We start from the raw sequence: 18533 nt of genomic DNA on the forward strand, positions 1-18533 counted from the left end.
GATGAACGTTGACAGCCCCAACATTGCCGGCACTCCCGATATCCCCGACACCTCCGACAACGAACGCGTCGCCGTGGTCACCGGGGCGGCACGCGGCATCGGCCTGGGCATTGCCACGCGCCTTGCCGCACAGGGCATGGCGGTGGCGCTGCTCGATCGCGATGCCGATGCGCTCTCCGATGCGGTAGCCGGACTGCTTCAGTCAGATCGCCGCGCGATGGGCGTGACCGTCGATCTGACCGACTCCATGGCCGTCAACGCCGCGTTCGCGCATATCGAAGCGAAGCTGGGCCGCATCGACTGCCTCGTCAATAACGCGGGCGTGGTCCGCGATATGCGCTTCCTCAAGATGCGCGACGAAGACTGGGACCTCGTTGTCGATACGAACCTGCGCGCGCCGTTTCTGTGCTGCCGCGCCGCGCTGCCGGGGATGGTCGATCGCGGCTACGGCCGCATCGTCAATATCTCGTCGCGGGCATGGCTCGGCGGTTTCGGGCAGGCCAACTACTCGTCCGCCAAGGGCGGCGTGGTCAGCCTCACACGCTCGCTCGCCATCGAGTTCGCGTCGAAAGGCATCACGGTCAATGCCGTGGCGCCCGGCATCGTCGATACCCCGCTGTTCCGCAATTTCGAGCCGGACGTGCAGGCGCGCCTGCGAAAGTCGGTGCCTGTGCAGCGTATCGGCACGGCGGACGATATCGCCAATGCAGTGAGCTTCTTCACCAGCCCGGAGGCGTCGTACGTGACCGGCCAGACGCTGTATGTCTGCGGCGGCCGCAGCCTGTCATCGCCGAACGTGTAGGAGATACCCATGAGCGCGACATTCCGGACCGAAGGCGCCGTGGCGCTGCTGACGATTGACCGGCCCGAGGCGCTCAATGCGCTGAACGTGGCCACGCTGCATGCCTTGCGCGAGATCGTGTGCGAGGTGCGCGACCGATCCGATCTGCGGGCGCTGGTGCTGACCGGCAGCGGGACGCGCGCGTTCTGCGCGGGCGCGGACCTCAAGGGCACGCAGGGCTCCCCGGGGGCGTCGTCGGGGGTCTCCTCGGGGGCCTCCTATGCAGAGGCGCTGTTCCACGCCCCCGGCCCCGCCGCGGACCTCGGGCTCTACTTGCGGCTGATGGACCTGAGCAACCTGCAGTGCTGGAAGCCCATGATCGCGGCCGTCAACGGGCACTGCCTTGGCGCGGGCATCGAGATCGCGCTGCAATGCGACCTGCGTATCGCGTCTGCCGAGGCGACCTTCGGGCTGCCAGAGGTGCGCGTGGGCTCGATCCCGGGTGTGTCGGGCCTGCACCGGCTGCTCAAGGCCGTGCCGTCGGCCTATGCGATGCGGATGGCGCTGACGGGCGAGCGGATCGATGCTGCCGAGGCCGCGCGCATCGGGCTCGTCTCCGAGGTCACGGCGCCGGGCGAACTGGTCGATCGGGCGATGGCCCTGGCGCATCGGATCGCCGCCAACGCCCCGCTGGCGGTGCAGGCAGTGAAGAAGCTCGCGCGGCAGACCGCTCACCTCAGCGATGCCGACGCGCAGGAGATTACCGAGCTCTACTGGGGCGCGCTGCGCGATACCGCGGATCGGATCGAGGGTCGGGCGGCGTTTGCCGAGAAGCGGCCGCCGGCGTTCACAGGACGGTGACGCACGCCTCCCGCGCCATTCCCGCACCCTCCCCAGCACCCATACCAATATCCATACCAATACCAATATCAATACCGGAGACAACCATGAAGCGCCCGAGCATCGTTACCCTCGCCACCGTCGCCTGCCTTACATCGATGTCGATGCCAGCCGCGGCGCAGGCCAGCTACCCGAGCAAGCCCATCACGCTGGTCGTGCCATTCGCCCCCGGCGGCGGCAACGATATCCTGGCGCGCCTCATCGCGCCGAAGATGAGTCAGCAACTGGGCCAGCCAATCGTCATCGAGAACAAGCCCGGCGCGGGCGGGAATCTCGGCGCGGACTACGTCGCGCATGCGGCGCCCGACGGCTACACGGTCGTCATCGCCTCGAGCCAGATCACGATGAACCCGTACCTCGGCATGAAGGTACCGTTCAACATCGAGCACGACTTCGAAGCCGTCGGCAAGATCGGCTCCGTACCGCTGATGCTCGTATCGAACCCCGAACAACCGTACCGCACGCTGAAGGAGTTCATCGACTACACGCGCGCCAACCCCGGCAAGGTCAGCTACAGCAGCCCCGGGCCCGGCACGCCCCAGCATCTCGCGGGCGAGGTGTTCGCGCGGCTGAACAAGACCGAACTGCTCCACGTGCCCTATCGCGGCACGGGCCCTTCGATCGCCGATCTGATGGGCAACCAGGTGCAGGTGTCGTTCGCCACCTATGCCTCGGCGTCGCAGTACGTCAAGACCGGCAAGCTGCGCGCCCTCGGCATCGCGGGCCAGCATCGCACTTCGCTGATGCCCGACCTGCCGACCTTCACGGAAGCGGGTCTGAAAGGGTATGACGTCGAGCTCTGGTACTGCATGCTCGCGCCCGTCAAGACCCCGCGCGCGGTGGTTGAGAAGCTCAATGCCGCGCTGCTGAATGCATTGAAGGCGCCCGATCTCGCCGAGCAGTTCCGCAATCAGGGCTTCGAGGTCAAGGGATCGTCCCCCGATGAACTCAAGACGTATATCCGCGGCGAACTGCAGCGCTGGCAGCGCGTGATCACCGAGAACAACATCAGGGTCGCGATGTGACCGGGAGCCCATCATGTTGAACCACGCGCTCGAAGGGCTCACGATCATCGATTTCACACAGATTGCGGCTGGACCGATCTCGACGATGCTCATGGCGGACATGGGCGCCCGCGTGATCAAGGTCGAGCCGCCGCGCGGCGAGCTCGGCCGCGGGCTCGGCCCTGGCTGGATCGGTGACGACAGCACGCTGTTCCACGCGTTCAATCGGAACAAGTCCGGCATTGCGCTGGACCTGAAGACCGCCGACGGCGCGGCGGTCGCCCGAAGGTTGATCGCACAGGCCGACATCGTCGTCGAAAGCATGCGGCCGGGTGTGATGGACCGGCTTGGCCTGGGTTACGCGCAGCTGGGTCCGGATCATCCCGCGCTGATCTACTGCTCGATCTCGGCATACGGACAGGTCGGCCCCTATGCCGATCGTGCCGGCGTCGATGGCATTTTGCAGGCGGATTCCGGGCTGATGAGCCTGATCGGCACGGAGGGGCACGAGCCGTGCAAGGTGCAGTCGCCGGTTGTGGACGTGATGACGGGGTATGTCGCGGTGATGGGCATCCTCGCCAGGCTCGCGCAGCGGCAGCGCGATGGCCGCGGCGGGCACCTGGACGTGAACCTGCTCAACGCGGCGCTGGCCTTGCAGCAATCGGCGCTGGCAAGCTATCTCGCCGATGGCGAACTGCCCGTGCGCGCCGGCAGCGCGGCGCCCTATGCGGCCCCGAATCAGGCGTTCCGCACGCGGGATGGCTGGATCATGGTGGCGGCCTATATGCCCGAGCGGTGGCGCAAGCTATGCGACGTGCTGGGCCTGCCCGGCCTTGCCGATGACCCTCGGTTCGCAACGTCGCCGCTGCGCGTGGCGAACCGCGAGGCCATGGTGGAAGCGTTGACGGCGGTCTTCGTCACCCGCACGACGGATGGCTGGCTTCCCGTGCTAGAGGCGGCCGATATCCTCTGCGCGCGCGTGGCGACGTATGCGGACGTTGCCGCGCATCCGCAGGTCGCGGCCAATCGCATGATCGCCGAGGCGACGCATCCCGTCCATGGGACGATCCGCATGCCGGGCTTTCCGGTATGCAGCGCGGAAGTCAACGATGGGCCGCATCGGCACGCGCCCGCGTGCGGGCAGGATACGATCGCGGTGCTGCGGGACTTTGGCTTTGCCAATGGAGAGATCGCCGGTCTGATCGACAGCCGCGCGGTCCACTGTGCGGGCTGAGGCGTGCACTAGGCCTGATCGAACTGTGCCAGCAGCCACTTGCGGAACGTCGTCATACTGGGACTCTCCGCGCGATCTGCCGGCGTCAGCAGGTAGTACGTGAAATCGCCCATGTCGACGACCTTGCGAAACGGGGCCACGAGCTTGCCCGCATCGAGGTCGTCCTCCACGAGAAACCGCTGCGCGATCGCAAAGCCCTGCCCTTCGAGCGCCGCGGCATAGGCCATCGCCGAACTCTGGTACGTCATGCCGCTGCGCGGATCGACGCGGTCGCCGGCCCTGGCGGCAGTGAGCCAGCAGGCCCAGTCGTCGGGCCGCGCGATCGAATGCAGCAGCACCTGCCGCTGGAGATCCGCCACGCCCCGCACGCCTTTGGCAACAGCGGGACTGCATACGGGCACGAGCAGATTGGAGACGAGCCGATAGGTCTTCGCTCCCGGCCACTTGCCATCGCCGAGCCGGATCGCGCCGTCGATGTCCTCGCGGCGAAAATCGACGGGATCGAGGGATGCGGTGAGCAGGACCTCGATGCCCTTGTTGGCGGCATGGAAGCTGGACAGCCGCGGGATCAGCCAGCGCATCGCGAACGTGGTGTACGCCCGTACCTTGAGCTGCGTCCTCCGCGTGCGCTGCATCACGCGGCTGGTCGCCTTGCGCAGCCCGTCCATGGAACTCGTGACGGCGCGGTAGTACTCCTCGCCTTCGCGCGTGAGCGTGATCTCGCGATGCCCACGCACGAACAGCGGAATCCCTAACGCCTCCTCCAGCGTCCGGATCTGCCGGCTCACCGCGCCGGCGGTGACGTGCAGTTCGGTGGCGGCCACCGTGATGCTGAGGCGGCGCGCGACGATTTCGAAGGCACGAATGGCGTTGAGGGGCGGCAGGCGGTCCATGCCGGGATTCTGGTTCGCGATTGAGAAAAACTCAATCGCGGGAAACCCGGCCTAGCGCTTCGCTTTTGCCTTGGTCGGTTGCCCGAGCTTCGCAAAGTCCGACGCATCGTGCCGCTCGCGCAACTGCTCCGAGGGCGCGCCGCTCGTCCGGTTCACGATTCGTCCTCGCTTCACCGCGGGTCGCGCTGCGATCTCGTCCTTCCACCGCTGCACGTGCCTGTAGTCGCCCACCGACAGGAATCGGCCCCCGTCGGCATAGATCTCGTTGGCGGCAAGCGCGCCATACCATGGCCACACGGCGATATCGGCGATCGAGTATTCCTCGCCGGCCAGAAAGCGATGGTTCGCCAGGTGCTTGTCCAGCACGTCGAGCTGGCGCTTGACCTCCATGGCGAAGCGGTCGATCGCGTACTGGATGCGCATTGGCGCATACGCGTAGAAATGACCGAACCCGCCGCCAAGGTACGGTGCCGCGCCCACCTGCCAGAACAGCCAGTTCAGCGCCTCCGTCTGCGCCTGATGCTCCCTTGGGAGGAACGCGTCGAACTTCCTCGCCAGATACACGAGGATCGATCCGCTCTCGAACACGCGCGTAGGCGTGGGCGTCGATCGATCCACGAGCGCGGGAATCTTGGAATTCGGATTGATATCGACGAACCCGGACCCGAACTGGTCGCCCTTGAAAATATTGATCAGCCACGCATCGTACTCGGCGTCCTTGTGGCCCTGTTCAAGCAATTCCTCCAGCAGAATCGTGATCTTCTGGCCGTTAGGCGTGCCCTGCGAGTACAGCTGCAATGGGTGCTTGCCCACCGGCAGCACGGTCTCGGCCTGGGCGCCGGCAGTCGGCCGGTTGATATTGGCGAACTGCCCACCGTTCTCTGTTTCCCACGACCAAACCTCGGGCACTTCATAGCCCGCTGGAAAATTGCTCATGCCTTCGTCGTCCTTCATGCAAAGTCTCCGTTTCAGGAAGCACGGCAAGTCTACGGCGAAACGCGCCTGCTCGCTTTGTGGGCATTTTTCAGGCGCGTTCGCCGCCGCTACACTCGCTGCGGTCCGGAAAAGTGGAGACGTGATGAAGGCCGGCGTCGCTTACCTGCCGCCGGCAAACAGCTCGATCGTTGCGCGGTTGAAGGCGGGGATGTCATCCGGTTTGCGGCTCGTGACGAGGTTGCCGTCGGTCACCGATTCCTGATCGACCCAGTTCGCGCCTGCATTGGTCAGATCGCTCCGTAGCGACGGCCACGAGGTGATCTTGCGGCCCTTGACGGCGCCCGCTTCGATTAGCGTCCACGGCCCGTGGCAAATGGCCGCAATCGGCTTGCCCGCGTCCACGAAGGCCTTGACGAAGGCCACCGCCTCCGGCTGCATGCGCAGCGCGTCGGGGTTGATAACGCCGCCAGGCAGCAACAGCGCATCGAACTGATCGGGCCTGGCCTGGGCGAGCGGCTGGTCGACCGGGACGGTATCGCCCCACTCCTTGATGTTCCAGCCCTTCACCTGCTTGTCTTGTGGCGACACCACAGTGGTCTGCGCGCCGGCGGCGTCGAGGGCCTTGCGCGGTTCCAGTAATTCCACCTGCTCGAAACCGTCGGTGACGAGGATGGCGACCTTCTTGCCGTTGAGGGTAGATTCGCTCATGCTTGGGCTCCTGTTGAAAGATGCAGGGGCCGACGCATCGCGCATGCCAGCACGCGTGCGGCGCAGTAATCGTTGTCATCGCGACGGCGGCGCGTCTATGCGGCCGGCGCCGTTGCAGTTTGCGCGGCAAGACGTTGTAATTTTCGGGGCCGCGCGGGCTTGAGGTACTCGGGCAGAAAGCGCCTGACGCTGCCATCGGCAAAGCGGAGGTCCACCGACAGGTCGGACACGGCCACCACTTCGCCACGCCCAAATCGTGGCGCCCGGGCGTCGTCGCCGACGACAAACGTCACGACATCCTTGCGATCCGCATGGGCAGGCCGCTCTTGACCTTTTCCAATCCCCTGGCCCTTCCCCATCGTCCGGCCTTTCTCGGCCTCCTCACCCTCCTGCCGCTCGCTTCCTCCCTCACCCGCCAGTTCGGCCAACTCCGTGAGCTCCGCTAGTTCCGCCATTCGCCGGCACGAATCGCACATCCCGCACTCGCCAGAGAACGCCGCCTCGCCGTAGTAGTCCAGCAGCATCGCCCACCGGCATCGCCCGCTCCGCGCATAATCGATCATCGCGCGCAAGGCATCGTGATCGTCACGGCTTCGTCGCTCATATTGCTCCGAGACGCGCTCGATCGCCGCGTCGCCGTCCTCCATCAGCCGGAAACGGCCGCCCCGATCGCGCTTTGCCGCGCCAAATTCGCCGAGCATGCGCAGGCCCACCTGCAGGCGTGTGGTGCTGATGTCCGGCAACGCGATGCCGACTTCAGCCGTCGTGGCGGGCTGTTTTCGGATCGCCACCGCAATCCGCCGTAAGTCCGCAGCAGACGGATAGCGGTTGGCCATGAAGAACCGATGGATCCGCTTGTCGCCCTCATGGAACAGCAGCGTGCATCGCGCCGTCTTCCCGTCACGGCCCGCGCGGCCCGACTCCTGGTAATACGCATCGAGCGTCGCGGGAAACTGCGCGTGGACGATGAAGCGGACATCGGATTTGTCGATACCCATGCCGAACGCATTGGTGGCGACCATCACGCGCGCCTGGCCCGTCATGAACGCCTCCTGCGCGGCGGTACGCTGCGCTGCCGTGCGTCGCCCGTGATAGAGGGCCACGGAGCCGTCCGCCTCCACCAGCATCGCATGAATGGACTCGGCCATCGCAACCGTGGCGGCATACACGATGCCCGGTTCATGGCTATCGACCACCCGCGCGCGAACCGCCGCCATGCGTGCCGCCTCATCGGCAACGTGCTCCACTGCATAGGCGAGATTCGGCCGATACAACGCGGTCCGCACGACCTTCGGCTTGCGCAGGCGCAACTGCTCGGCGATATCCTCGACGACCTGATCCGTCGCGGTCGCCGTCAGGGCCAGCATCGGGGGACGCCCGAGCGCCTTCGTCGCGTCATGCAGCCCGAGATAGGCAGGGCGAAAGTCATGTCCCCACTGTGAGATGCAATGGGCTTCATCCACGACGAACAGGGAGACGCCGCAACGGCGAATCGCGTCGCGCACCTCGGCCTTCTCCAGTTGCTCGGGCGTGGTCAGCAGAATCCGGCTGGCTGCGGCATCGAGTCCCGCCAGTTCGTCCTGGCCCACGACGCTGTTGACGACGGCAGGCGGAAAGCCGAGCGCCTCGAGCTTGTCGGCCTGATCCTGCATCAGCGCGATCAGCGGAGACACTACGACCGTGAGTCCATCGCCGAGCAACGCCGGCAACTGATAGCACAGTGACTTGCCGCTGCCGGTCGGCATGACGGCGATCGTATCCCGCCCCTCGAGCACGGCGGCGAGCACCTCGCCCTGCCCGGGCCGCAGCCCGCGCACGCCGAATGTTTCGCGTAGCACCCTGCGTGCGGCGGGCGTGAGCGAAAGATTGGCGTGCAGTAACGAGGCGTGCGACGAGGCATGCTGAGAGGCGTCTGAGACCATATGGGGAACGTGCTGAGCCGATGGGCAATGCCACCTTCCTGCAATCGCTATGCCAGCGGCATCCATCGCCCGCACGCCCGCCTCGGGCTTGACGACCCGCGCCGGAAGCCGCTACATTGCGACCATCATGAGCCGCCGTCTTTACACTCCTCGCCCTGAAGTTGCTGCGCAACAGCCGCAGCGGGACGCGCGCGCCAAAGCCAAAAAACAGTCGCTCACCTGACCGGAGCGTGCTGTTCCGTCAGTTGAGCGACGGAACAGTATCAGCGCGGAAAACGGTCGCCCCTTGCCCATTGCCCTTTGGCGTACCTCCTGGCTTCCCCCTTCTAGCGCCCCCTGCTCCGCCGCTTGTCTCGCGGTTTCCGAATCGGTCGATCTGGAGCAAGCAATGCAGGAAGTGCCATCCGTTGAATCTCTTTACCGCGGTATCTGGCTGCCGCTCGTCACGCCTTTCAGCGACGCCAATGGCTGCGGCGTCGCAGGTCATGGTGACGTGGATCACGTCGCCCTGCGGGGACTGGTCGCGCATTACCGCGAGAGCGGACTGGCGGGGCTCGTCGTCTGCGGCAGCACGGGCGAAGCGGCCGCCCTCGACCAGGCCGAGCAGCTCGCGGTGCTGGACACCGTGCTGGCCGAAGCCGGTGACCTGCCCGTCATCATGGGCCTCGCCGGCAACAATCTCAGGCATGTGCTGACCCGTCTGGACAAGCTCAACACGCGGCCCCTCGCGGGCATCCTCGCGCCCGCGCCGTATTACATCAGGCCCTCGCAGGACGGATTGAAGGATTACTTCCGATCCCTGGCCGACCGCTCGCGCGCGCCGCTCGTGCTGTACGACATCCCGTATCGCACAGGGGCGACGCTCACCGCCGACACGCTCCTCTCGCTCGCGGGCCACGAAAACATCCGCGCGATCAAGGATTGCGGCGGCAACGCCGACACCACGCAGGCCCTCATCGCCGACGGCCGCCTCGCCGTGCTCGCGGGAGAAGACCACCAACTGCTCTCCACGCTCTGCATGGGCGGCCACGGCGCGATCATCGCCTCGGCGCACATCCGGCCCGACCTGTTCGCCGCGCTGTGGCGCGCGGTCGCCGACCAGCAACTGGACGTCGCACGGCACCTCTTTCACACGCTGATGCCGATCATCCGGCTGCTGTTTGCAGAGCCGAACCCCGGCCCGCTGAAGGCCCTGCTGAGCGAACACGGATGGCTGCGCAACGCGTTGCGATCGCCCATGACAACCGCCTCGGCCGCGCTAGCCGAGCAACTGGCCATGGCGAGCCGCGCACTGGACGTGCTGCAGCCGCTGAGACCGGCGCGGGCGATGCCGATCCAGTACGCCCGTCCCGGCGAGCGCCATCAACCGCCGACCGCGAAGGCCGTCGGGTAACGCGGCAAATCAGGTCTCGCTCCACTGCCGTAACAGGTTGTGATAGCAACCCACCAGCGAGCGGCGTGCGCGTTCGTCGGCGTTGGTCTGGTTGAGGGTCTGGATGGCGTTGTCCATGTCGAACAGCAGCGCGCGCTGCGTGTCGTCGCGGATGAGGCTCTGGATCCAGAAGAAGCTGGCGAGGCGCGTGCCGCGCGTGATGGGCGTGACCTGGTGGAGGCTGGTGGCGGGGTAGACGACCATATCCCCCGCGGCCAGCTTGACTGCGTGGACGCCGTAGGTGTCTTCGACCTGAAGCTCGCCGCCGTCGTAGCTCTCGGGATCGGAAAGGAACAACGTGGCCGAGATGTCGGTCCGCAGCTTGCGGCCGTTGTGGGGATGGATGCGAACGCTGCCGTCAACGTGCGCGCCGAAGGTCATGCCCTCGCTGTAGCGGTTGAACATCGGCGGATACACGATGTTCGGCAGCGCCGCGCTGATGAACAGCGGGTTGCGTTCGAGCGCGGACAGGATCAGGCTCTGGCACTGCGCCGCCACCTCGGAACGCTCGTCGATCTGCTGGTTGAACTTGACCGGCGCCCCGGAATACCCGGCCGTGACCCGGCCATCCACCCACGCATCGCCCGCATGTTCGAGTTGCCGGACCAGAACGGCCAGCTGTTCAGGATTGAGAACTTTCGGGACGCAGACGAGCATGGGTGGTTCCTGGCGATTCCTGCCTACATGCGATACGTGAAGGACAGCATGGCGGTGCGGCCCGTGCCCGGCACCGACCGGCCGCCGTCCGACTGGATCAGCGCATCGTAATACTTCTTGTCGAAGATGTTGAAGAGATTCAGCCGGACATCGTACTTCGGCTGGTGGAACGCAATCATGCCATCCCAGCGCACGAAGCCGCCCACCTGCACGGTGTTGGTGTTGTTCGCGTAGCGCTGCGACATGTAGAACGCCCCGCCGCCGACTTCCCAGTTCGGCAGCACGGAATAGCTCGTCCATGCCGTGGCGGTGTGCTTCGGCGTATTCGTCGGCACCTTGCCCTGCGTGTTGGCCGCGATACCGTCCTTGATCTCGGCATCGAGGTACGTATAGCCCGCGAAGACCTGCCACTTCGGCGTGATGCGCCCCGTCACGCCCGCGCGGAAACCGTCGACCTGGATCTTGCCGGTCAAGGCATACGTGGTGCTGTCGATCTGGCTACGGGCGTTGTCCTTGGTAATGCGGAAGAATGCCGACGTCAGCGACAGGTTGCCGTTCATCAGGTCCCACTTGCCGCCCGCTTCGTACGCCTTGTTCTTCTCGGGGTCGAGCGACTGCTGCCCCACGGTGCCCACGAGCTGTTCCAGCGAAGGATTGAACGACGTGCCATACGACACGTAGTACGACTGCTGCTCCGTCGGTTGCCAGATGCCACCAAGCCGCACGCTGGTGAAGTGGATGTCCTGATTGGCGTTGGGCAGCGCGGTGTTGCCCGCGGTATTGCCCGAGTTGATCGAGTTGCTGATGCTGGCGATGTACTTGTCGTAACGCACGCCCGCGACGGCTTTCCATTGCTTGCTGAACTCGATGGAGTCGTTCGCGTACACGGCTACCGTGTTCGCCGATCCACCCTGCAGGTTCCCCGTGCTCGTCGGCACGCTGCCCGGCGAATCCGAGTACGTCGGATTGATCACCGGCGTGCAGGCGACGAAGCCCGACGTGCCCGTCGCCGGATTCAGCGGCGTGGTCCCGCAACTGCCGTTGCGATAGTAGTTCTGATTGTTGTACCCGTCGTGGCCGAGTTCCAGGCCCGTCAGCAGCGTGTGCTTGACCGGGCCGGTATCGAACTTCGCGGTCAGCTCGGTCTGGTTGTAGATCGAGTAGTCGCGGATGTTGCGATCGTGGCTCTGCTGCCGCACATATAGCTGCGACAGCGGCAGATTGGTCGTGGTCAGCGCGGTGAAGGCGCCTGCCCCGTTGAGGGTGCCGACCGCGTTCGGCGCGGTTTCCCGTGCATCGGTCTCGACGTAGTTGAACGCCGTGTAGTTGCGCAGCCGCAGGTTTGGCGAGAACTTGTGATCGATGCCGCCGTTGAGCGACACGATGTTCTGTCGCGTGCGGTCGTTGTTGAAGCCGTAGTACGTGTTGCGGTCGACGTTGACCGGATGGCCATTGATCGCGGGCAGGCCGTAGTCGGGCATGTCCTCGTTGTGCTGGAGCAGCGCGGACAGCGTGATTTCCGTGGAGGTACCGATGCCATAACGCCACGACGGGGCGATGCCGAAGTCCTGCACGGTCATCTCGTCGCGCGTGCTCGGCTTGCCGTCCTGGGCCATCGCGGAGATGCGGAACGCCGACGTATCGCCAGTCGGGGTGTTCACGTCAGCGGTGGCACGCACGAGGCCATTCGTGGTGACGGAGCCAGTCACTTCCGTCGCGGCCTGCAGCTTCGGTTTCTTGGTGACCTGGTTGATCACGCCGCCGGTGGAACCTCGCCCGAACAGCATCGACGACGGCCCCATCAGCACTTCCACCTGATCCAGCGCGAAGGTGTCGCGGTAATACTGGCCGCGATCGCGGAAGCCATCGAGGTAGATGTCCGTACGCGCGGAAAAGCCGTTCAGGTTGATGTTGTTGCCGATCTGACCGCCTTCGGCACCGCCGATCGTGATGCCCGGCACGTTGCGCAGGGCATCGGCCAGCGAACTCACGCCCTGCGATTCCATCAAAGCCTTGTTGACCACCGTCACCGATTGCGGCACGTCTCGCAGATCGGCAGGCAGCTTCGAGAGCGAAGTCGTACCGGTATTGAAGTCGTCGCGCGAAGCGGCGCCCTGCACGGTCACGGCCTTGAGCGTCGGCACGTTGGGGTCGGCGGCCGGCGGCGTCGGTGCCTGCTGGGCAAAGGCGGTGGGCGCGGCAAACAAGGCGAGCAGCGCGGTCGCAACGGGCGTGCGGCGAATCATGAGATCGTAGGCAGGTGGCGAGTAAGGGCCCAGGATGGGCGCCACGGAATATAAATGCGTACGATTCTTATTTCAATTTGCGTTGCAGCCGCGACACAGACATGAATTCTGGGCCTTGATTGTCTCAATGACAGTACAAAGACTGCGTGGGGCAGCGCCTTGTTCGCCCGCTACGTGCAGTACAAGCCGCGTCAAATTGTCGAGAGCGGGCGAAAGCGGTGTCGTGCGCGGTGCGGGCACCCGACACGCCGCCCGCCATGTACCCGCCATGTACCCGTCATCTACCGGGCCGAAAACAGACATTCGAGCGAAACTTATTTTCGCCTCATCCCTATGCACGAGTTCAGGTTGCGCCGAGGCGGTCGCGCGTACGCCGGGCGATGTTCCGCGTCCAGGGAAAGTCGGCCCAATACCGGTCGGCAAACCGTTCGATGTCCGACTTGTGCTTGAGCGACAGACCGATCATGTCGAGCCCCTCGCGGAACATCTGACGATGCCGTTCGGAGAGTTGGAAACCGAACTCGCCGACGGGCGTTGTCACCCGCATGGTATCGATATCGATCGAGATCTCGTTCCCGCTGTCCGTATCGACGGCGTCCATCAGCGACTCGATGACCTCGCGCGGCAGCATGACGAGCAGCAGCCGGTTGTTCATCGCGTTGGAGTAGAAAATCTCGCCATAGCTCGGCGCCAGCACGGCGCGGATGCCAAACTGCTGCAGCCCCCAGACCGCATGCTCGCGGCTGGAGCCGCAACCGAAGTTCGCGCCGCTGACGAGGATGCGTGTCCCCGCGTATTCCGGACGATTCAGCACGAAGTCCGGGCGGAGGTTGCCATCGGCATCGAAGCGATGATCGTAGAGGATGCCCTTGTCGAGCCCCGCCTTGTCGATGCCGCGCAGGAATTGCTTCGGGATGATCTGATCGGTATCGAGGTTCTCGAACCGGATGGCGGCGGCCTTGCCGGCGATGTGCGTGGCGTTGGCCGCGTTGCCGGCGTTGACGACTTGGGTGACGTGGTCAGACATGGGCATTCTCCAGCTTGCGGACGTCGGTGATGGCGCCGGTGATGGCGGCGGCGGCGGCCATCGCGGGGCTCATCAGATGGGTAATGGCGCCCCGCCCCTGCCGTCCTTCGAAATTCCGGTTCGTCGTGGACGCACACCGCACGCCATCGGCGAGCACGTCGTCATTCATGGCCAGGCACATCGAGCAGCCGGGCTGGCGCCACTCGAATCCCGCCGCAGTGAGAATCTCCGCGATGCCTTCCCGCTCGGCCTGCGCCTTGACGGCGCCCGACCCCGGCACGACCATCGCCCGCACGCCTGGCGCCACGCGCTTGCCGCGGACGATGCCCGCCACTGCCCGCAGATCCTCGATCCGGCCGTTGGTGCACGACCCGATGAAGACATGCTGGATCGGCGTGCCCTCGAGCGCGGTGCCCGGCTGCAGGTGCGTGTACGACAACGCGCGCTCGACGGAGCGCTGGTCGGCTTCGTCCATCTGATCCTCCGCGAAGGGAATCCGTCCGGACACCGGCACCACCTGATCCGGGCTGGTGCCCCACGTCACGTGCGGCTCCACGTCGCTGGCATCGAACACGAAGTCGAGATCGAACGCCGCGTCGGCATCGCTCTTCAGCAGCTCCCAGTACGCCAGCGCGGCGGTGCGCTGCGCGTCGTCCATGTCCGGCGCGCGGCGCAGCACGTAGTCAGTGGACACAGCGTCGGGCGCGATCAGCGCACCGCGCGCCGCCGCTTCGACGGTCATATTGCAGAGCGTGAAGCGCGCCTCGACGCTTAACGCGCGGATCGCCGAGCCGCAGTACTCGACCACATAGCCGCGCGCGCCCTGCGCGCCGATCCGGCCGATGATCATCAGGATCAGGTCCTTGGCCGTGGTACCGGCCGGCAGCGTGCCGTCCACGCGAATGCGCATGGTCTTCGCCATCCGATAGACCAGCGTCTGCGTCGCGAGCACGTGTTCGACTTCCGATGTGCCGATGCCGAAGCCCAGCGCACCTAGCGCGCCGTAGGTCGTCGTATGGCTGTCCCCGCAGATCACCACCATGCCCGGACGGATCATCCCGTGCTCGGGCGCCACGACGTGCTCGATGCCCTGCAGCGTGTCGTTGGTATCGAACAGCGGAATGCCGTGCCGCTCGCAGTTTGCTCGCAGGTTCGTGGCCTGCAAAGACGACGCGGGGTCGGCGATCACGCGGATCTTCGTCGGATGCGTGGGGATGATGTGACTGACGACGGAGACATTCTGGCCGGGAACGAGCACTTCCCTGCCCTGTTCGTGCAATCCGGCGAACGCCTGCGGACTCGTGTACTCGTTCATGAGGTGCAAGTCGCAGAACAGCAGGACGTTGTCGTCATCGATCCGCGTGACGGTGTGGGAGTCGACGAGCTTGTTGTAAAGGGTGCGGGGGGACATAAGGACTACCTGGGTTCGCAAGATGACTCGGCGGTGAAAACTACTCAGCGGTGATGCCGCGCTGCCTGATGAGTTGCGCCCACATCGGCAACTCCCTCTCCAGACGCGCGCGGGCGGCTTCCGGGGTGGTGGGCATCGGGTCGAAGCCTTCCTTGACCATGCGTTCCTTCGCATCGCCTGTGAGCGTTGCATTGAGGCTCGCGTTCAGCTTGTCGATGACGGCCTTCGGCGTGCCGGCCGGCGCGAAGACCATGAACCATGTCTCGAAGTTGTAGCCCGGCAAGCCGGCTTCGGCGGCAGTGGGTACATTCGGCAGCAGCGGCGAGCGCTTCGAGCCCGTGACGGCCAGCGCGGTGAGCTTGCCGGCCAGCACGTGCTGTTGTGCCGCGGAGATGACGGGGAAGCTCATGTCCACCTGCCCCGCGATGGTGTCGACCAGCGCCGGGCCGCCGCCGCGGTATGGCACGTGCACGATGGAGACGTTGGCGACGGACTTGAACAGCTCCGCCGACATGTGGAACGTGCTGCCGTTACCGGCCGAGCCATAGGTCATCTTGTCGGGCCTGGCCCTGGCGAGCGCGATCAGCTCCTGCAGGTTTTTGGCCGGGACCTTGTTGTTGATGACGAGGACGTGCTGGGAACCCGCGACCATGCCGATGGGCGCCAGATCCTTGAGCGTGTCGTATGGCATCTTCGGGAACAGCCCCGGATTGATGGCCAGCGAGACGGTCTGGAGGCCGATGGTGTAGCCATCGGCGGGCGACTTGGCCACCGCGTCCACGCCGATATTGCCGCCGGCGCCCGCGCGGTTATCGACCACGATGGTGCCGCCGAGGTTTTTCGACCATGCATCGGTGACGAGTCGCGCCGCGATATCGGCGCTGCCGCCGGGTGCGTACGGCACGATCAGCCGGATCGGGCGCTGCGGGAACGATTGCGCCGCGGCGCTTCCGATCATGGCGGCGCATGCGAGGCACGCGGCGGTAAGACGGGCTAGCTTCATGACATGTCTCCTTCTGTGGTACGGCCTTGTTATGAAGGAGATGCTAGCACTTGAATTCGGCGCCGCAATGCGCCCGGAATCAATTCATTCGTGCCCCGAATTCATGAATTGGCAACGGCGGCGCCCGGGCGCTACGCCCATCGCAAGACCAGCGGATCGAGCCGCTTTGCGATCTGGAGCAGCTCGGCGCGGGTAGCCGCCGGCATCGTCGGCATTGGATGCCGCGGCGCGTCCGAGGCAATCACGCCCCCGGCCTTCATCAAGGCCTTTGCCGTCAGAATGCCGCCCTGCCGGTTCTCGTGATTGATGAGCGGCAGCCATCGCTGATACCGCTCGAACGCCAGATCGCCGTTCCCCTCCCGATGCGCCTCGATGATCGGCCGAATCCCGTCGGGAAAGCCGCCGCCCGTCATCGCGCCCGTGGCGCCGGCCTCGAGATCCGCGAGCAGCGTGATGGCTTCCTCGCCGTCCCATGGCCCCTCCACCGCGCCCCCGCCCAGCGCGATCAGTTCCCGAAGCTTGTTGGCGGCGCCAGGCGTTTCGATCTTGAAGTACGACACCTGCTCGATCTCGTTCGCCATCCGGGCAAGGAACGGCGCGGACAGCACGGTGCCGCTCGCGGGAGCGTCCTGGATCATGATCGGGATATCGATCGCGTCCGACAGCTTGGCGAAGAACTCGTAGATGCGCGGCTCCGGCACGCGGAAGGTCGCGCCGTGGTACGGCGGCATGACCATCACCATCGCCGCGCCGAAGGCCTGCGCCTGCCGGCTGCGTGCGATGCAGATCTGCGTGCTGTAGTGCGTGGTGGTCACGATCACGGGCACCCGGCCATTCACGTGCTCGAGCACGGTACGCGTGAGCACGTCGCGCTCGTCGTCCGACAGCGCGAACTGCTCGGAGAAATTCGCGAGGATGCAGAGGCCGTCGGAGCCCGCGTCGATCATGAAGTCGACCGCGCGCTTCTGGCTGGCGAGGTCGAGTTCGCCCGATTCCGTGAAGGTCGTGGGCACGACCGGGAAAATGCCCCGGTATCGTGGGGTGTTCGTCATTGACTCTCCTTGTTATCCAGCGCCGACCGCACGACGAACGTCATGACGACGGCAAACACGAGCATCGCCGCCAGAAAGTACAGGCCAGCGGCAATGCTGCCGGTCGCATCCTTGATCACACCGATGCCGAAAGGACCCAGATAGCCGCCGAGATTGGCGAGCGAATTGATCGTGGCAATCCCTACCGCCGCACTGGCGCCCGTCAGGAACTGCCCCGGCAGCGCCCACACGACGGCCTGGATCGAGTAGATCGAGAACGCTGTCAGGCAGATGAACAGGAACTGCAGCGCGGGCGTCTGCACCCATGCGCTCGCGGCCATCGTCACTGCGGCGGCGGCGGACACCACGACGATATGCCAATACCGCTCGCCCTTGCGGTCCGAATGCCGCGGTACCAGATACAGCCCCGCCACCGCGAACAGATACGGTACCGCGGACAGCAGGCCAGTGGTGGCGTCGCTCACGCCGAACTGCTTGATGATCGTCGGCAGCCACAGCGACAGCCCATAAATGCTCAGTGGAAACGGCAGGAACAGCAGCGACAGCAGCAGCACGCGCTTGTCCTTGAGGGCGGCGAGCGGGTTGCCATGCGCCTTGAGCGCGAACGTCTTGCGGTCCGTGGACAGTTCGCGTTCGATCCACGCGCGGTCGCCGGCTGACAGCCACTTCGCATCGGCCGGCGACTCGGGTACCAGCCGCAGCGTGGGCAGGCACAGCAGCACCGCGGGCAGGCCGCTTACGATGAACAGCGTCTGCCAGTTCGAGAGGCCGAACGCGCCGGGCATCGACAGGATCCAGCCTGCGATGGGTCCGGTGACGATCAGCGCGATGGGCTGCGCCAGCACGAGCAAGCCAATGATGCGCGCGCGATGGCGCATCGGAAACCACTTGGTCAGGAAGTAGAGGATGCCGGGATAGAGGCCCGCCTCCGCCGCGCCGAGCAGAAAGCGCAGGAGATAGAACGTGGTGGCGTTGTGGATCAGCGCCATCGCCATGGTGATGACGCCCCACGTGAACAGGATGCGCGCGAACCAGCGCCGCGCGCCGAAGCGTTCGAGGGCGAGGTTGCTGGGGACTTCGCAGAGGAAGTAGCCAATGAAGAACAGCCCCGCGCCGAGTCCGTATGCCGCGTCGCTGATGCCGATGGCCGCATTCATGTGCAGCTTGGCGAAGCCGACCACCGAGCGGTCGATATACGCAACCACGTAGATCAGCGCCAGGAACGGGATCAGCTTGCGGGTCAGCATGCCGACGATGCGGGACTCCTCATCGGGCCTGTTGACGGCGCCCTCGTCCGGAAGTGGTAGCGGTACAGGACGCTCCAGGC

General features: G+C 65.5%; 16 protein-coding genes. 5 read left to right on the plus strand and 11 right to left on the minus strand.

Annotated features, from left to right (window positions below):
* Position 1 precedes the first annotated feature (1 nt).
* From KHP16_RS07045 to KHP16_RS07060, 4 genes are all read left to right on the plus strand, one after another.
* Positions 2 to 802, plus strand: coding sequence for an SDR family NAD(P)-dependent oxidoreductase (locus KHP16_RS07045; protein WP_211959821.1), 801 nt, complete (start codon positions 2 to 4; stop codon positions 800 to 802).
* Between the two features lie 9 nt (positions 803 to 811).
* Positions 812 to 1642 carry an enoyl-CoA hydratase/isomerase family protein gene (locus tag KHP16_RS07050; protein WP_211959822.1) on the plus strand — a complete coding sequence of 277 codons (831 nt, stop codon included), beginning with the start codon at positions 812 to 814 and terminating at the stop codon, positions 1640 to 1642.
* A gap of 86 nt (positions 1643 to 1728) precedes the next feature.
* Positions 1729 to 2706: a Bug family tripartite tricarboxylate transporter substrate binding protein gene (locus KHP16_RS07055; protein WP_211959823.1), complete on the plus strand. Its 978-nt coding sequence runs from the start codon at positions 1729 to 1731 to the stop codon at positions 2704 to 2706.
* Between the two features lie 13 nt (positions 2707 to 2719).
* Positions 2720 to 3919, plus strand: a complete 1200-nt coding sequence (locus KHP16_RS07060) for a CaiB/BaiF CoA transferase family protein (protein WP_211959824.1) — start codon at positions 2720 to 2722, stop codon at positions 3917 to 3919.
* Positions 3920 to 3927: 8 nt separating this feature from the next.
* Here KHP16_RS07060 and gcvA read toward each other — a convergent pair whose 3' ends face one another.
* The 4 genes from gcvA to KHP16_RS07080 form a co-directional block, all read right to left on the minus strand.
* Positions 3928 to 4812: a transcriptional regulator GcvA gene (gene gcvA / locus KHP16_RS07065; protein ID WP_115952272.1), complete on the minus strand. Its 885-nt coding sequence runs from the start codon at positions 4810 to 4812 to the stop codon at positions 3928 to 3930.
* 51 nt (positions 4813 to 4863) lie between these two features.
* Positions 4864 to 5766, minus strand: coding sequence for a glutathione-dependent disulfide-bond oxidoreductase (gene yghU, locus KHP16_RS07070; RefSeq protein WP_415831245.1), 903 nt, complete (start codon positions 5764 to 5766; stop codon positions 4864 to 4866).
* Positions 5767 to 5907: 141 nt separating this feature from the next.
* Positions 5908 to 6456, minus strand: coding sequence for a type 1 glutamine amidotransferase domain-containing protein (locus KHP16_RS07075; protein WP_109581129.1), 549 nt, complete (start codon positions 6454 to 6456; stop codon positions 5908 to 5910).
* A gap of 95 nt (positions 6457 to 6551) precedes the next feature.
* The gene (locus tag KHP16_RS07080) at positions 6552 to 8378 is read right to left on the minus strand and encodes a RecQ family ATP-dependent DNA helicase (RefSeq protein WP_211959825.1); all 1827 of its coding nucleotides are present in this window, start codon (positions 8376 to 8378) and stop codon (positions 6552 to 6554) included.
* Between the two features lie 388 nt (positions 8379 to 8766).
* Here KHP16_RS07080 and dapA point away from each other — a divergent pair, with 388 nt between their 5' ends.
* Positions 8767 to 9771 carry a 4-hydroxy-tetrahydrodipicolinate synthase gene (dapA, locus tag KHP16_RS07085; protein ID WP_211959826.1) on the plus strand — a complete coding sequence of 335 codons (1005 nt, stop codon included), beginning with the start codon at positions 8767 to 8769 and terminating at the stop codon, positions 9769 to 9771.
* A gap of 9 nt (positions 9772 to 9780) precedes the next feature.
* On the opposite strand, the gene KHP16_RS07090 is transcribed toward dapA, so the two are convergent.
* The 7 genes from KHP16_RS07090 to KHP16_RS07120 all read right to left on the minus strand — a co-directional run bounded on the left by KHP16_RS07090 (position 9781) and on the right by KHP16_RS07120 (position 18531).
* Positions 9781 to 10467 carry a Fe2+-dependent dioxygenase gene (locus KHP16_RS07090; protein WP_109581122.1) on the minus strand — a complete coding sequence of 229 codons (687 nt, stop codon included), beginning with the start codon at positions 10465 to 10467 and terminating at the stop codon, positions 9781 to 9783.
* A 23-nt stretch (positions 10468 to 10490) separates the two neighbouring features.
* A complete protein-coding gene (locus tag KHP16_RS07095) occupies positions 10491 to 12713 on the minus strand; it encodes a TonB-dependent receptor (RefSeq protein WP_115952872.1) in 2223 nt (740 codons plus the stop codon).
* A 343-nt stretch (positions 12714 to 13056) separates the two neighbouring features.
* Positions 13057 to 13740, minus strand: a complete 684-nt coding sequence (gene leuD, locus KHP16_RS07100; protein ID WP_211959827.1) for a 3-isopropylmalate dehydratase small subunit — start codon at positions 13738 to 13740, stop codon at positions 13057 to 13059.
* A complete protein-coding gene (gene leuC, locus KHP16_RS07105; protein WP_211959828.1) occupies positions 13733 to 15151 on the minus strand; it encodes a 3-isopropylmalate dehydratase large subunit in 1419 nt (472 codons plus the stop codon). The genes leuD and leuC overlap by 8 nt, the downstream gene beginning before the upstream one ends.
* Before the next feature lie 40 nt (positions 15152 to 15191).
* Entirely contained in the window at positions 15192 to 16154 is a 963-nt protein-coding gene (locus tag KHP16_RS07110; protein WP_109581118.1) for a tripartite tricarboxylate transporter substrate binding protein, read from the minus strand.
* Between the two features lie 131 nt (positions 16155 to 16285).
* Positions 16286 to 17206: a dihydrodipicolinate synthase family protein gene (locus tag KHP16_RS07115; protein WP_211959829.1), complete on the minus strand. Its 921-nt coding sequence runs from the start codon at positions 17204 to 17206 to the stop codon at positions 16286 to 16288.
* The gene (locus KHP16_RS07120; RefSeq protein WP_280528128.1) at positions 17203 to 18531 is read right to left on the minus strand and encodes an MFS transporter; all 1329 of its coding nucleotides are present in this window, start codon (positions 18529 to 18531) and stop codon (positions 17203 to 17205) included. Before KHP16_RS07120 ends, KHP16_RS07115 begins: the two co-directional genes overlap by 4 nt.
* Positions 18532 to 18533 lie beyond the last annotated feature (2 nt).

It is taken from the genome of Cupriavidus plantarum, from assembly GCF_905397285.1.
Lineage (GTDB): Bacteria > Pseudomonadota > Gammaproteobacteria > Burkholderiales > Burkholderiaceae > Cupriavidus > Cupriavidus plantarum.